At 44.8% G+C, this 14,676-nt stretch carries 12 protein-coding genes; 3 read left to right on the top strand and 9 right to left on the bottom strand.

Annotated features, from left to right (window positions below; genetic code table 11):
• Positions 1–32 precede the first annotated feature (32 nt).
• The 6 genes from Hs20B_RS07815 to nagE form a co-directional block, all read right to left on the bottom strand.
• Positions 33–1,826 (bottom strand): ABC transporter ATP-binding protein, encoded by a 1,794-nt coding sequence (locus Hs20B_RS07815; protein WP_172357286.1) that lies wholly within the window; start codon positions 1,824–1,826, stop codon positions 33–35.
• A gap of 23 nt (positions 1,827–1,849) precedes the next feature.
• Complete coding sequence (locus Hs20B_RS07810) at positions 1,850–2,428, bottom strand: YutD family protein (protein WP_172357284.1); 579 nt, start codon at positions 2,426–2,428, stop codon at positions 1,850–1,852.
• Between the two features lie 11 nt (positions 2,429–2,439).
• Positions 2,440–3,801, bottom strand: a complete 1,362-nt coding sequence (locus Hs20B_RS07805; RefSeq protein WP_172357282.1) for a bifunctional metallophosphatase/5'-nucleotidase — start codon at positions 3,799–3,801, stop codon at positions 2,440–2,442.
• An 83-nt stretch (positions 3,802–3,884) separates the two neighbouring features.
• Entirely contained in the window at positions 3,885–5,954 is a 2,070-nt protein-coding gene (locus Hs20B_RS07800) for a cation:proton antiporter (RefSeq protein WP_172357280.1), read from the bottom strand.
• An 81-nt stretch (positions 5,955–6,035) separates the two neighbouring features.
• On the bottom strand, positions 6,036–6,239 hold the full coding sequence (locus tag Hs20B_RS07795) for a hypothetical protein (RefSeq protein ID WP_172357278.1): 204 nt from the start codon (positions 6,237–6,239) through the stop codon (positions 6,036–6,038).
• Positions 6,240–6,352: 113 nt separating this feature from the next.
• Complete coding sequence (nagE, locus tag Hs20B_RS07790) at positions 6,353–8,341, bottom strand: N-acetylglucosamine-specific PTS transporter subunit IIBC (RefSeq protein WP_172357276.1); 1,989 nt, start codon at positions 8,339–8,341, stop codon at positions 6,353–6,355.
• Between the two features lie 257 nt (positions 8,342–8,598).
• Between nagE and Hs20B_RS07785 the strand changes: the two genes are divergently transcribed.
• The 3 genes from Hs20B_RS07785 (at position 8,599) to Hs20B_RS07775 (ending at position 11,220) form a co-directional block, all read left to right on the top strand.
• Positions 8,599–9,216 carry a hypothetical protein gene (locus Hs20B_RS07785; protein ID WP_172357274.1) on the top strand — a complete coding sequence of 206 codons (618 nt, stop codon included), beginning with the start codon at positions 8,599–8,601 and terminating at the stop codon, positions 9,214–9,216.
• Between the two features lie 208 nt (positions 9,217–9,424).
• The gene (locus Hs20B_RS07780) at positions 9,425–9,742 is read left to right on the top strand and encodes a PTS lactose/cellobiose transporter subunit IIA (RefSeq protein WP_172357272.1); all 318 of its coding nucleotides are present in this window, start codon (positions 9,425–9,427) and stop codon (positions 9,740–9,742) included.
• A gap of 41 nt (positions 9,743–9,783) precedes the next feature.
• The gene (locus Hs20B_RS07775; protein ID WP_172357270.1) at positions 9,784–11,220 is read left to right on the top strand and encodes a PTS sugar transporter subunit IIC; all 1,437 of its coding nucleotides are present in this window, start codon (positions 9,784–9,786) and stop codon (positions 11,218–11,220) included.
• Positions 11,221–11,285: 65 nt separating this feature from the next.
• Here the strand turns inward: Hs20B_RS07775 and Hs20B_RS07770 are convergent, their stop codons facing one another.
• From Hs20B_RS07770 to Hs20B_RS07760, 3 genes are all read right to left on the bottom strand, one after another.
• Entirely contained in the window at positions 11,286–11,936 is a 651-nt protein-coding gene (locus Hs20B_RS07770; RefSeq protein WP_172357268.1) for a VTT domain-containing protein, read from the bottom strand.
• 147 nt (positions 11,937–12,083) lie between these two features.
• Complete coding sequence (locus tag Hs20B_RS07765; RefSeq protein WP_228407528.1) at positions 12,084–14,216, bottom strand: copper-translocating P-type ATPase; 2,133 nt, start codon at positions 14,214–14,216, stop codon at positions 12,084–12,086.
• Positions 14,213–14,668, bottom strand: coding sequence for a CopY/TcrY family copper transport repressor (locus Hs20B_RS07760; RefSeq protein WP_172357266.1), 456 nt, complete (start codon positions 14,666–14,668; stop codon positions 14,213–14,215). The genes Hs20B_RS07765 and Hs20B_RS07760 overlap by 4 nt, the downstream gene beginning before the upstream one ends.
• Positions 14,669–14,676 lie beyond the last annotated feature (8 nt).

Raw genomic sequence — 14,676 nt, 5'->3', positions numbered from 1 at the left:
CTGTGGTCAGATTTGAAATTTTTGAAAACTAGTTAGTCAAACTGCATATCGTAGAGCGTCTTGTAGATGCCGTTGTGTGCAAGCAGATCATCGTGTGTGCCTGTTTCTGCAATTTTCCCAGCATTGATGACAATGATTTTTTCAGCTTTATAAACAGTTGACAGCCTATGCGCAATCACAATCGAGGTGCGTCCGACCATGAGATTATCAAGCGCTCGCTGTATCAGACGTTCTGACTCATTGTCAAGCGCTGCTGTTGCTTCATCCAAGATGATAATTGGCGCATCTTTTAAAATAGCTCGGGCAATGGACAGACGTTGCTTTTGACCGCCAGATAGCTTAACACCACGCTCGCCGACCTGCGTTTCAAGGCCGTCTGGCAATGTATGAATAAAGTCTGCGATATTTGCCATTTGCATGGCACGCTCGACTTGTGCGTTTGTCGCGGAAAAACTACCGTAGCGGATGTTGTCAGCAATCGTGCCGTCAACAATTGCAACGTCTTGGCTGACGACTGCGATATTTTGCCGCAAACTCTTGAGCTGCAAATCCTTTATCGACGTGCCGTCATAGCAAATATCTCCACCACTCACATCATACATGCGCGTCAGAAGCTTGATCAGCGTTGACTTACCACTGCCACTGCGCCCGACAAGTGCCGTCGTTTGCCCTGCAAGTACGTCCATGGAGATGTCGTCAAGCGCTGGGAGCTTGCTGTCTTGATAATAAAAAGTCAGATTTTTGATTGCGATTTTATCGCTTAGTCTTGCTGGAAATGGTACCGCTGCTTTGTTTTCAGCAATCATTTCCCGAGAACGCATGACCTGCTCGACCCGGTCATAGCTGACAAGTGCCGTTTGAAACATGTTGATCAGACGTGAAATGCGGCGCACTGGGTCTTGCAGCATGACCAGATAGCTGAGATAGGCGACCAAATCACCAACTGTCATCTGATTTTTGATGACCAGATAGCCGCCGAACCACAGGACGATCGCCGTCGCACCCGTATTGATAAAGGTAATGATCGGTGAAAAAATCGCCTGCCACTTGGTCGCAATCAGCTGATAGCGATTGCCCTGACTGACGATGCGGTCAAACTTGTCTGTTTCAAAATCTTCTGTCGTATAATTTTTGATCAGCTCAATTTCTGTCAACGTGGACTGGAGCTGATTGGAGATTTTTGAAGAATTTGCTCTGACGTCAGAAAAAGCCTGGCGCATGCGACCACGGAAAAAACGAATATTGACAAACAAAATCGGAAACGTCAGCGTTACCATGAGTGCCAGCTGCCAATTTTCCCAAAACAGAAAACCTAGTACACCAAAAAACGTGACGATACTTGACACAATTTCAAACGTATCTGATGAAATCAGAGCTTGAAGATTGCCGATGTCGCTGGTCAGCCTGACCATGAGATCACCTGTTTTCGTCTCTTGAAAGTAGGCATAGTCTTGCTTGAGCAGTTTATTGTATGTATCAAGGCGGACTTCTGTAATGGCTTCTTGCGAGAGTTTTTGCATCATATAGGCTGACGCAAAACCGACAACTCCGATTAGCGCCGTTGTCGCAAGCATCAAAATCACCTGTTGCCACAACTCCGTCAGATTTTTATCTGCAATCGCTGTGTCAATGATCGTTTTTGTAAACTGTGGCACCATGAAGTTCAAAAATGCCAAAAAAATCAAAATCGCTAGATTAAAAACCAGCAACCCCCGTCGTTTCAAAACAGGAGCTGCAATAAACCGAATCATCTCGTTTGGCGTCACGCTAAGCGTCTTAAGCTCTCGTTTTAACGCCTCGGGCGATGGTCGTCCTTGCATTTGCATTTGCTACCTCCCCACTGTTTGCGCTATTTATTCCGCGTTCTAACCGTGAAAGCTGGTCGCTTGCTGGCATTTTTCTGATGTGATTCCTTGTGCGTGTCACTCTTGATAGCTGCGATTGGCTCGTGGACTTTGACTGACTTTTCTTTCTGTACAAATGGTTTTCTGTTATTCTGACGACGTTTTTTAGGCTCTGACGGCGTCTTCACTTCATAGATCTTTTCGTCCAAAAAGGCTTCTTCACGCTTGATGTCCTTACTTCTCATGCGTTTGAGCACAAAAAATGCCGCGCCAAAGTTCATGTATTCTTTGATGTAATCTTCCAAATGCGTGATTTTTAAGTCATCCGCCATTTTCTTGCGCGATGTGGAAAAAAATCCTTTGAGGCGCAGTTGTTCGTGTCCCCAGTCGCCAACCAGATAGTCATATTTTGCAAAAATATCAGCATAGCGCTGCGCTAATTTTTCCTTGTCAAACCCCTCGTTGTGGTTGTAGACGAGATGAAAAACTTTGTCACCAATCGTTACAACGTCATCCATAACAATCACGCGCTCACCTGGAAATTTATTATAATTTTTTTCTTCTTCTGGAATTACTTTTGCCATATCTGTTCTTTCTATTTTTCTGCTTTTAGCGATTCAGCGACAATTTCACGCATGAATCTTGGAAATTGGATTTCTGCTGTCCCTGAGCTTTTTAATATTGGAAAATATGAGGCAAAATAATATTGATCAGGTACCAATATCTGATAACTTTTTTCGTCAGAAATAAGATGATCTTGATAATAAATCTGACCATCACGGACGGCAACACCACGTGTCACAATGTCCCCAAACACCTTGCCCCGAAAGCCCATACCAATCACACGTTGCGTGCGCAAGTAACTGCCGACATCATAAATCTCAAGCATGATTTTCCGCAGTTCAAGCCCTGTCACCGTGAACTTGACTAGACGAATACTATGCGGCAAAATCTCGTGCAAATCATCCATAGTCAAATCTCGCGGCAGATCTCGGACAATCATCCCGCTATTCATAATCACCGCAGGCACCGCATAAAAATCGCTGAAAATATCAGCCACAAACTGCGTTGCCAAGTGGTCTGGAAAATCGTTTGAAATCCCTGTTGCAAGTGTTGTAATCTTATTTTGTCGTAACAGGGCGTGCCCTTGTGCCACAAGGCTTTTTGCAAAGCTTTTGTCGCCTGGTTTTATAGCCAGATTGCGCGTATTCTCAGCCAAAACATCTGACTGAACGACCTGAAACGCATCATCAAAAACAAGCGTTACCTCACCAACATGCTCACCATAACGCCCTGCAGCTGCAAGAATCGTGCCATTGATGTACTTGCCGTACTCATAAACATGGTGGGTATGCGCGCCTAAAATCAAGTCTAGATTATCAAAACGCGCAGCAGCCGCCTCATCAAATCGCCAGCCAAGATGACTCAGCAAAATCGTGAAGTCAGCCTCAGACGCAGATAACTGCGCCGCAAGCACTGACTCAGGATCCAAAATATCCCAGCCCATATGCGGATAGGCAAGTGGATAACGCGCCGTCAGACCGAAAATATCAATCGTCATACCAAAACTTGTTATCACTTGCTTTTTCTCAATCGCCCAGGCTGGTTGCACTGGCTCAGCGCCCGTCGCGTCCTTGAGATTTGCAAGCACAACATCAAAGTTTGCCTCGTCATAAAGCTGATCGAGCATGTGTTTTTGCAGTCCCAAACCTTCATTGTTGCCAATGGTTGCAGCCGTAAGCGCAAGGTCATTCATCAATGAAACGTTTGCTCTTCCAAGCGTGGCTTCTGACAAGGGATGCGACCGATCAACATTGTCACCAAGGTCAAAGCGCAAGACATCCGAAAAACCGTCAGCGTGATCCGTAAAAAAACGCTTGATCTTAGGATAATTTTCAAAGTGTGAGTGCAAATCGTTGAGATGTAAAATTTTCAGCACGTTTTCATGAGTGGTCATAGCTTTATTATATCAGAAAAGACAGGCGATTGCCGTCTTTTCTATCTGGATTCCTGCTGACGTTTCATCGTAAGACACGGCGTTTACTCGTCAACTTCAAACTCTTCTAGTTGTTGTAGTTGTAACATCTGCGCTTGATTAATCTCGCTATATAGCTCATGCGCCACACTTGGCTGGATACGATGGTTTGCAAGCTCACGCTGGACAAAGTTATACTCATACTGAAAAGCTTGGATGTAAAACTCACTATCCACCTGCACATGGTTGGGACTATAATTTCGTTTCGCCCGTTGCAGATAGCCATTCATCATACGTCTGACCAGATTGATGTGCTCATTGCTGCCATTTTTATCTTTCAGATGCGCAACCAGCACACCGTCCAGATAGTCATCTGTGTGATTTGATACAGCGTCAATCAAGTTCAGCACTTCAGCATGTGTCGCACGGATTTTCGCTAATTTTGGTGATTTTTTCGCCTGCGCCACACGTCTTTGATAGGTCTTTTTATGCGAGCCATACTTGGACCTTGTCAGCTTAATACGACGATTGAGCGTGCGATAATAGCGTGAAATCACACGTCGCAAGTCTTGATTTGGCCCGTTTTTACCATCTGCTGAAATCCTGTCAATCATTTTTTCAAAAATCGCTATCGCATCACTGCTATACTGCGCCGCAATCTCAGGCGACTGCACAAAGTCATATAGTTGCTTTTTCGTATCAAGCATGAGCAGTTTATAGTCGGCCATGGTGCTGTCTCGGTCGACTGGCAATCCTTTTTGAGACAAGAGCTGCTCGGTCAACTCTTCTCTGACATTTCGATCATCTATTGTATTTCTGACCTGAACCGTTGCGAAGTCAACCATCTCATTTCTGACATTTGCGATTTCAGCTTCACTGTAATCTGTCTTCTTCTCAGGCAACATCCTTGGTAAGACAATACTTGAGACAATCAAACTCAGAAAAATCACAAGCGTTGCGATGATAATCACTTCTTCTCGAAACGGGAACTCGTGGCCATTGATTGTTTCTGGCAGTGAAAATGCCATGGCGAGCGTGACCGCCCCATGTACCCCAGATATAGCAAAGGTCCTCGCATAAAAACGGTGCTGCGGATCTGTCCGTTTGCCAAAGAAAAACGCAACCGCATCGTTATTCGCCATTGCCGCCCAGACAAACCGCACAACAAACATGAAAAAATAGATGATGATACTGACGAGCACCAAGCCTAAAAACGTTGCCAAGCCGGCTTTTTGAATCTCACGAAAGACGGAAATCAAGGATAAGCCCAAAATCAGAAAAACGATATCGTTTAGCATATCTGAGAAAATCGACCAGACCGCGCGCGAGGTCAGCTGGACATTTGTCGCAGTCAATCGCAAACGCTGTTGCTCCCAGTTATGTACGATTCCTGTTGCGACAACTGCGAGAATCCCCGATACGTGCACCTGTTCAGCCAAAATATAGACGACAAATGGCGTCACCAAGCTGATCGGTAAAATAATTTTTTCCGCATCAAAGGCACGCAAGTTGACATTGACGCGGATCGACACGATGACAAGTCCCGCAATAACACCAACTGCAATCCCGCCAACTGCAACAAACAAGAAATGCTCGATGCCCTGAATGGCCGAAAAACTGCCTTTTGCAAACATGGATAGTGCGAGATCCAGCAAAACTAGGCCCGTCGCGTCGTTAAACAAACTCTCAAGTTCCAAAGCCTGCGAGACTTTTTCTGGCATCTCAGTATTTTGCGTCATGGACTTGACTGCGACAGCATCCGTCGGCGTCACGATTGACGCAAGTGCAAGCGCAATAGGAAAAGTCCAGAGCGCTTCGATGGCATTGGTGAGAAAACCGACCGCAACCGCCGTCACGACTGCAAGGGTCACAGATAACAGCACGATTCCACTAAAATGCTTCCTGATTTTAGAAAAGGACTGCTTTTGACCGTCGATAAACATGAGCGGCGCAATGATCATCAGCATGAAGAACTCAGGCTCCAGCTCAAAATTATTAAAATTATCAATGAAAGAAAGCCCGATCCCAACGAGAATCAAAATAAAAGCTTTCGGTATTTTGGGGATGAACTGTGCCACGATATTTGACGCAATCACACCAAATATAAGCACAGCAACAATCAATAGAGTAGTCATAAAATTATTGTATCAAAAAAGATGATAAAATGTGTTTTTCATCATCTCATCATCTTCTTTTTTTAACGTGTTTTCGCTTTTTTATAAGCCAAATTTACCAAGTGCATCGGTTACTTTCTTTTCGATGTCATCAGGTACAACGTCTTTGATTTTGTTAATCGCATCAGGTGCGACGTCTTTAATCTTTTTTTCAATATCGTCCGGAACGACATCTTTGATTTTGTCCAAAATATCCTCAGGATTCATTGGCATCACCTCGTCTTCTTTTTTGTGATATGCTTGCACTACTTCTATACTTTTATTATAGCAGATTGTGCTGGTTTTTGAAAACGTTTTACTTGATTGTGAAACCGTCCTCTAACCACATTTATCATCTCACATTTTAAAATTTCTGTCAACTATTTTTTAGTAATCGATCCGAGCGCATCACCTGATGCGACTTGACCACTTGTTTTGCTAAAGTCAAAGTGTGAAATGGTGTCAGAGTTTGTGATAACGACGATGATGTCTGTTTTTTTGCCAGCAGATTTGACCGCTGCAAAATCAACAAGTGCAAGTGTTTGACCAGCTTTGACTTGGCTACCTTCTATGACTTTGACGTCAAACGGTGCACCTGCAAGCTCAACTGTATCAAGACCGATATGTACAAGCACTTCAACACCATTGTCAGACAAGAGACCAAACGCATGTTTCGTCGGAAAAATCGTTGTAACCTGTCCGTCAATTGGTGACGTCACCGTGTCGTCAGAAGGGATAATCGCAAAGCCATCACCCATCATTTTTTCTGAAAATACGCCATCATTGACTGCAGACAATGGCTCAATTTCACCTGTTGCAACGGCTGAAAAGGCGAGCTCTTTCTCGTCAGAGATGCTGACGCTTTGTAGCGTTACTGGTGATGCTGACGTTGTTGTTTTACTTGTTGATACTGCTTGACCTGTGTGACGTTTTGTCAGTTCATCTGCGACAAACTGGACTTCGGTACCTACGATAATCTGCACATTCGTGTCATCAAGGACACGGACACCTGGCACACCCGTTTTTTTGATTTTATCGACGTCGACTTTCTGAGTATCATTGACCGTCAAACGCAGACGCGTCGTACAGTTATCAATCGTCGCTAAGTTTTCAGAACCACCAAGTCCGACTAGGAGTTTACTTGCAAGTGCTGCAAACTTATCGTCAAAACTGCTGTCCGCATCGTCCAGATCCTCATCCGTTTCATCAGAACCAATCTCACGACCTGGCGTCATCAAGTTGAATTTTTTAATGGCAAAATCAAACACGAAGTAATAAATAAACGCAAAGACAACACCTTGAACCAGGAGCATGAGCGGATAGTTAGCAATCGGAATCCGCAAGCTCAGCAGGTAGTCGACAAGACCCGCAGAAAAGGCGAAGCCAGCCGTCCAGTGAAAGAACGCTGCGATAAAGAGCGACAAGCCCGTCAGAACAGAGTGAATCACATAGAGCGGAAAAGCAGCAAACATGAAGGCAAACTCAAGCGGTTCAGTCACACCCGTGAAAAATGAGGCAAATCCAGCGGCTAACATCAAAGATGCCGTCGTTTTTTTGTGCTCAGGACGAGCATTTTTATACATAGCAAACGCCCCAGCAGGCAAGCCAAACATCATCACTGGGAAGAATCCAGCCTGATACATGCCCGTTACGCCCTTAACGCCTTTTGATGCCCAGAAATTCCCGATGTCATTGATCCCAGCAACGTCAAACCAGAACACTGAGTTCAGCGCATGGTGCAGACCTGTCACGATCAAAATCCTGTTCAAAAATCCGTAGATACCCGCACCGACTGGTCCCATATCGACAATGACTTTACCAAATGCGACAAGTGCATTGTAAACAGCTGGCCAAACAAAGAATAAGATCCCTGCTGCAATCATTGAGAAAAATGCAGTCATGATTGGTGCCAAGCGTTTTCCTGAAAAGAAAGACAAGGCTGTTGGCAACTTGACATTTGAAAAACGATTGTAACATGTTGCTGCGATTAGCCCACAGATAATTCCGATGGCTTGCGTCTTGATTTTCGTGAATGCCGGATCAACCGCTGTCACTTTTTCGCCCAAAAACATAGCAACGCTATCAGGCGCAAGAAGTGTCGTGACAACTAGAAAGGCCACAAGACCACTCAGGGCGGCAGAACCGTCCTTGTCTTTTGACATACCAAGTCCAAGACCGACTGCAAAAAGGAGCGCCATGTTGTCAATGATTGACGACCCAGCCTTGATCAGAAAGGCGGATACAACGTTGCCACTTCCCCAACCTGACGGATCAATCCAGTAGCCAATCCCCATGAAAATCGCAGCGACTGGCAGCACCGCGACCGGTAACATGAGACTACGTCCCATTCTTTGCAAATATGATTTCATCTTTTTCCCTCACTTTTTTACATTTTATAGATAGAATCCTTATCTATCATCAAGTAATTTTCAGAAAATTCTTGATATGTCCTTGTTTATTATGTCATATTTTCTGACAGACGTCAAGATGTTTTCTGAAATAAATTCAAAGTGTTTTCAAAAATTGGTATTTACCACTTGACAAAACGACAGACACTCGCTAAACTAGCAATAAAACGGTTTAATCAGTCAGATATTTCAGCCGACATAAGCGAAAGTATACAGACATGAAAAAATTTATTCAGCGTCATTTTAGTTTAAAAGAAGACAGAATGGCGTTTTACGCCCTTCTAGGTCTTTTGGTAAACATTGGTATGGTGTTTTTCCAGATTATATTTGGTCATTATCATGATATTCATTTGATGATGGTGACGGGTATTTATCAAATCGCCTTCATTTTGAGTCGCATTTCTGGTTTAAGGCACTATGTGGCCTTGCGGACTATGCAGCATAACATGCCATCTTTTACTTCAGTGTATTTCTTGTTTGGCTTAGGCGTTGCCTATTTTTTTGTTAGCATCTATGACTTTTACTATGGTAAACCGGACGTCTACAGTGGGTCAGTTATCTTTTTTGTGCCACTATTTACCTTCATCAAATTAGGCATTGCCATCACCTCACTTTCCAGAGTGAATCGCTATAATAATCATGCTTTAACATTGCTTAAGCAAATGGCCTTTTCTGACGCTTTGACTTCTTTAGTATTGACGCAAAATGCACTCCTGACCTGGACGGGAGAAACTGCTAATGCAGTAAAATCTAGCGCAGCATTCGGTATGGGAGTTAGCTTAGTGATTGTCCTAATGGCAGTGTATGATTATATAAAAATCAGGCTTTTAAAATAACCAGTCAAAAAAATCAATAGCAAAGTGAGGGAAATGCCCTCACTTTTTTGCACTTCTTGACCAGAACCACACTAGTTTCTGAAATAAAATCAAATTATTTTCAGAAAATTGGTATTTACCACTTGACAAACCTCCCGATGTGAGATAAACTGACATTAACAAGGTTTGAATATTTAGACAATTCAGCCGATAGAAAGGAACAACCCCTATGAACGACGAACAAATGACAGTCATTATGCCTTTGATCATGTATGGTGGTGAAGCAAAGTCTTCAGCTATTGAAGCAATTAGCGCTGCAAAAGCTGGTGATTTCGACTTAGCTGACGCACGCATCAAGGCCGCAAGCGACGCCATTGTCAACGCCCACCATGGTCAAACTGAACTGCTGACCAAGGCCGCAAACGGCGAAGACGTCCCGCTTTCCATCTATATGGTGCATGCGCAAGACCACCTCATGACAGGTATCGCCTTTGTCGACTTGGCAAAGGAAATCATCGCTCTCTATAAAGTCATCAAAGAAAAGTAAACGCCTGACTTTATCGCAATCCCATCAAAAAGGAGTCTCTTATGAACGCTATCAATGCTTGGATGGAGAAATATTTCGTCCCGATTGCCGGTAAAATCGGCGCTCAAAAACACCTTGTTGCCCTGCGTGATGCCTTTATTGGCACACTTCCTGCTACTATGGCGGGCTCTATCGCTGTTATGATTAACGCGATTATTCGTGATTTACCACCGCAATTTTTCAAAGGATATGATGGGACAACGATTCCCGTCATCAAGCAGATCATCGCTGTCAACGGTTTCATGTGGAATGGTACCTTGGCTGTCGTTGGTCTCGTCTTTGCCTTTTCATGGGGCTATAATCTCGCAAAAGCCTACAATGTCAATCAGCTCGCAGGTGGCATCGTCGCACTTGCAACCTTGATTCAAGGTGTTGGCTTTTCAGCAACAACGACGCCCGTCAGCGTCAAATTGACCGCAAAAGCAGCAGACGCTATTAACAAAGCCGCAAGCGGTATTTCGTACGCCGACGGTAAGCTTTCCACAAATGTTTGGGGATTCATCAAGCTTGGCTATCTTGATGCCAATGCTTACTTTACAATCATGATCATGGGCGCCATCACAGTCATTCTTTATTCAAAACTGACACTTGCTAATATCACGATCAAACTCCCTGACTCTGTACCACCTGCAGTATCATCAGCCTTCACGGCCATTATTCCTGCTGCTATTTCACTTTATACTTCAGCTATTATCTACTATATCTTTAGCCTTTTATCACCTAAAACGCCTGTTTTGATTACGTGGATTCAAACGACGATTGCCGATCCATTTATGAGCGCCACACAGGGCATCGGCTGGGTCATCTTGATCACGCTACTTGTTTCTGTTTTCTGGTTCTTCGGTCTTCACGGCTCAAACGTCCTTGCGCCAGTCCTCGAAGGTGTTTGGGGGCAAGGTCAACTTAAAAACATCAACGTCTTCCAACATGGTTATAACGGTAAACACGGTGCTGATGCCGTTGTCGCCGCAATCAAAGCAGGTCACGGAGATGCTTATTACTGGGTACGCGGGTCATTTGACTCATTTGCCTGGTTTGGTGGTTCTGGCGGGACAATCGTCCTCCTAATCATGATTTTACTGTTAAGTAAACGTGATGACTACCGGACAGTTGCAAAACTCGGCATCGGGCCATCTGTCTTTAACATCAACGAACCCGTTATGTTTGGGATGCCAATTGTACTTAACCCAGTCTTTGTCATTCCATTTATCATTGCGCCCGTGGCATCAGTTATCATCGGCTATATTGCAACGGTTTCAGGCCTTGTCAACCCGGTATCACAGTCAATCCCTTGGGTTGTACCACCGTTCCTATATAGCTTTCTTGCAACAGGTGCCGACTGGCGTGCACCAATCGTGACCCTCGTGTCATTTGCAGCTTCTATCGTCATCTGGACACCATTTGTCATTGCCGCAAACAATACAAAGGACGCCGATTGATTTTAGAGATTAGAAAAGGTTCCCGTGATGTGAGTCACGAGAACCTTTTTTATACTTTCAAATTTTTATGCCTTTTCTGCAACATCTTTCTTGCTTTTTAGCCAGGCAATGCCTGCTGGAATCAGAGAAATCAGGACGATTGCAATCATGATAATCTCAAAATGTGCCGTCACAAAAGGAATATTACCAAAGGCAAAACCGCTTAATACTGCAACCAAGATCCAAATCACGCCACCTAAAATGTTAAATCTTGCAAACTTGACATAAGGCATCTTACCAATCCCTGCTGTAAAGGGGATAATCGTCCGAATAATGGGCGTAAATCGGCCAATGACAATCGCAAAATCGCCGTGCTTTTCAAAAAATGTTTCAGATTTTTCTAGATAACTAGGCTTGATAAGCTTCTTAAACTTATCCGACGCCGCAAGGTAGTGTCCAAATCGTTTCCCGATTTCAAAGTTAGTGAAATCTCCCAAGAGCGCTGCAAGCATTAACGTCGGCAGCAACAACCAAAGATGTAAACCGCCAGACAAGGCCGCAAGCGATCCCGCCAGAAATAAAATCGAATCGCCTGGTAAAAATGGCGTCACGACTAGACCCGTTTCAGCAAAAATGATGCCAAAAAGCAGCAAATACACCAGAAAACCATGTGTCGCCATCAGATTTGGCAACAGGGTTTGGAAATCAAAAAAATGAGCTAATAAAATCGCTGTCATCACAACTCTCCATCTAAAACGCAGCTATGTCAAGCACTGCCAACTTATTCCTAAATCAAGGTATTTTCCCATGATAAATAATCTAGCTTAATTTTACCATAACAAAACAGTTCTGACGAAAATTGAATCGCAAGAACTGTTTTTATTTTATTTTCTAAGGCTGAGCGCATTGACTGCGACGATGACTGTTGATAAGCTCATCAGAACTGCTCCGACCATCGGATCTAAAATCAAGCCGATTGGCGCCAAGATTCCTGCTGCTAAAGGAATCGCAAGCAAATTATAGCCTGCACCCCACCAGAGATTTTGCACTTCTTTTTTAGCAGCACGTTTTGCAAGACCTAAAAAGGCTACGATACCTGTCAATTCATTACCCGCAAGAACAGCGTCTGCTGAGGCTTGCGCAACTTGCGTACCTGCACCGATAGCAAACGAGATATCTGCTTTAGCAAGCGCTGGTGCATCATTTATCCCGTCACCAATCATCAGCACCTTGCCTTTTTCTTGGTAACTTGCGATGAGTGCAAGTTTTTCCTGTGGGTTGACTTGTGCGTGGATCGACCCGGCTTCAAGGCCTAGCACCTGTGCGACTTTTTTTGCAGTCGCTAGGCTATCTCCCGTTACCATGACTGGCACGATGCCTTGCGCCCGCAAGTCGCTGATAAAACTCTGCGCTGACGGCTTGATCACGTCCCCTTGGGCAATGGCGGCAAGCACACGACCGTCAGAAACCAGATAGGAGATTGTTTCCTCACTTGCAGCAATTTCATCAAGATCAGACGCACTTTTCGCTTCAAGATTTAGACCATTTTCACTCAAATAACGAGCAGACACGAGAGAATAGCTGATTTTATCAATCTGACCCGTCACGCCATAGCCTGCGATATTTTTTACATGATCAGCCATTTTAGCGTGTTTTGCTTTCTTGACAATCGAGCGGGCAAGCGGGTGTGTAGACTGACTGTCCAGAGCTGCTGCAAGGTCAAGCACCTCGTCATCAGATGCCAAATCCGTCGTCAGAAGCCAGATTTTTTTGACTGCAAACTCACCAGTGGTCAGCGTCCCCGTCTTATCCATGAGGGCATAGCGAATATTTTTAGCTGCTGGCAATACCTTACGATTTTTGATCAGAACACCATTTGCCGCAGAAATGGACTTGGTACGTGCAACAACAAGCGGTACAGCAAGCCCCAAAGCATGCGGACAGGCAATGACAAGCACCGTCACGCTCATACTAATCGCAAAACTCAGACCACGTTGTGGCGTCCAGACAAGGAGCGCAATCACAGCCGCTGCAAGTGCAATATAAAAAAGCCATGATGCCACACGATCTGCCAAGGTTTCGGCCGCACTTTTTTCATCCTGCGTGTGATTGAGCGTTTGCTGTAGCTGACCTAAATAGGACGTCTGACCGGCTCCCGTAATCATCAGATCAATCGTCCCTTCGCCATTGACCGTGCCTCCAATCACGTCAGAGCCAACAGACTTGTCAACCAGGCGACTTTCACCCGTCACAAGCGCTTCGTTGATCTGCGTTTGTCCTGTGACAATCTTCCCGTCGCCTGGGATTTTTTCACCCGCAAGCACGCGCACTTGCATGCCAGCCGCTAGACGCGCAATTGGCATATCATGCACGTGATTATCAGCCATCAAATGATGAATCGTTTCAGGCATGAGCTCACGCAGTTTTGCCGTGGCATCACCTGCTGACATAGTGGTCGACATTTCTAACCAGTGCCCCAAAAGCATGATCACCGTAAGCGTCGCAAACTCAAAGAAAAAGTCCATGACGTGCGTGTGCCCTAGCAGGTTTGCCACAAAAGCATAGAGGCTATAGCCCAGTGAAACACTCAGACCCATGGCAACAAGCGCCATCATAGCAGGCTTTTTAGCCTGTAATTCAGTTTTCGCCCCCACCAAAAATGGTTGCGCACCAATCATAAAAATCAGCAAAGCAAGGATTAGCGTCACCCAGTTTGACCCTGTAAAAGTCAAAGTAAATGGCAAGGCCATCCCCATTAGTGGCGTAATCAGGATCAAAGGCACACTCAAAATCAAGCTCAGCCAAAAACGCCGTTTCAGATCAGACATATCCATCCCTGCCATGCCTTCTCCATGCATGTGCATATGGTCGTGTGTCATGCCTGACATATCAGACATAGCCATGTGATTGTGAATATGATTTTCGTGAGCCATATGCCCATCATGATTCATATGGTTGTGAGGCGTCTGCACATTGCCCATATTCATATCATGGTATTCGTGATTTTCTTTTGTCATCTTGATTCTCCCGTCATTTCCTTTTCGCAGCTGGAGCCATCTGGCAGACAGTTGCAGGCGATGTGTTCGGGTGCTGTCACCATTTTTTTTGTCAATATTTCCTGTAATCGTGAAATATCCGTCTTCGTCAGAGGTGTCGCTACAAGTAAATTGCCTAAAGTCTGCCCCACTTTCATCGCACACATCCCTGAAAAGGCGGTCTCTGCCACAAATGCCATAGCCGAATCCTCAGAAATCAAAGGTCGGTAGACATGGCTGCGGACTTCACCCGAGACTGCCAGATAGCCTTTTTTGACCAATCTTGCTAGCAGCGTCTTAACCGTTGTCGGTTGCCAGCCACGTTTTTTCGCCATTAACACTCGTGCCTGTGTACTTGTCAGCTCACCAAGCGTCCAAGCCAGCCGCATGATCTCCCACTCACTAGGTGAAATTGTTTTTGTTTGTTCTTCCATAATTTTAG

Origin of the sequence: Pseudolactococcus insecticola (assembly GCF_011170065.1) — a bacterium.
Classification (GTDB): Bacteria; Bacillota; Bacilli; order Lactobacillales; family Streptococcaceae; genus Pseudolactococcus; species Pseudolactococcus insecticola.
Note: the sequence above shows the minus strand (reverse complement) of the source record. Positions and strands in the feature narration are given on the sequence as shown.

Coding starts and splice junctions, on each gene's coding strand:
- Hs20B_RS07775 (WP_172357270.1), top strand. CDS start 9,784: ATGAACGCTATCAATGCTTGGATGGAGAAATATTTCGTCCCGATTGCC.
- Hs20B_RS07780 (WP_172357272.1), top strand. CDS start 9,425: ATGAACGACGAACAAATGACAGTCATTATGCCTTTGATCATGTATGGT.
- Hs20B_RS07765 (WP_228407528.1), bottom strand. CDS start 14,216: ATGACAAAAGAAAATCACGAATACCATGATATGAATATGGGCAATGTG.
- Hs20B_RS07815 (WP_172357286.1), bottom strand. CDS start 1,826: ATGCAAATGCAAGGACGACCATCGCCCGAGGCGTTAAAACGAGAGCTT.
- Hs20B_RS07810 (WP_172357284.1), bottom strand. CDS start 2,428: ATGGCAAAAGTAATTCCAGAAGAAGAAAAAAATTATAATAAATTTCCA.
- Hs20B_RS07760 (WP_172357266.1), bottom strand. CDS start 14,668: ATGGAAGAACAAACAAAAACAATTTCACCTAGTGAGTGGGAGATCATG.
- Hs20B_RS07800 (WP_172357280.1), bottom strand. CDS start 5,954: ATGACTACTCTATTGATTGTTGCTGTGCTTATATTTGGTGTGATTGCG.
- nagE (WP_172357276.1), bottom strand. CDS start 8,341: ATGAAATCATATTTGCAAAGAATGGGACGTAGTCTCATGTTACCGGTC.
- Hs20B_RS07805 (WP_172357282.1), bottom strand. CDS start 3,801: ATGACCACTCATGAAAACGTGCTGAAAATTTTACATCTCAACGATTTG.
- Hs20B_RS07785 (WP_172357274.1), top strand. CDS start 8,599: ATGAAAAAATTTATTCAGCGTCATTTTAGTTTAAAAGAAGACAGAATG.
- Hs20B_RS07770 (WP_172357268.1), bottom strand. CDS start 11,936: ATGACAGCGATTTTATTAGCTCATTTTTTTGATTTCCAAACCCTGTTG.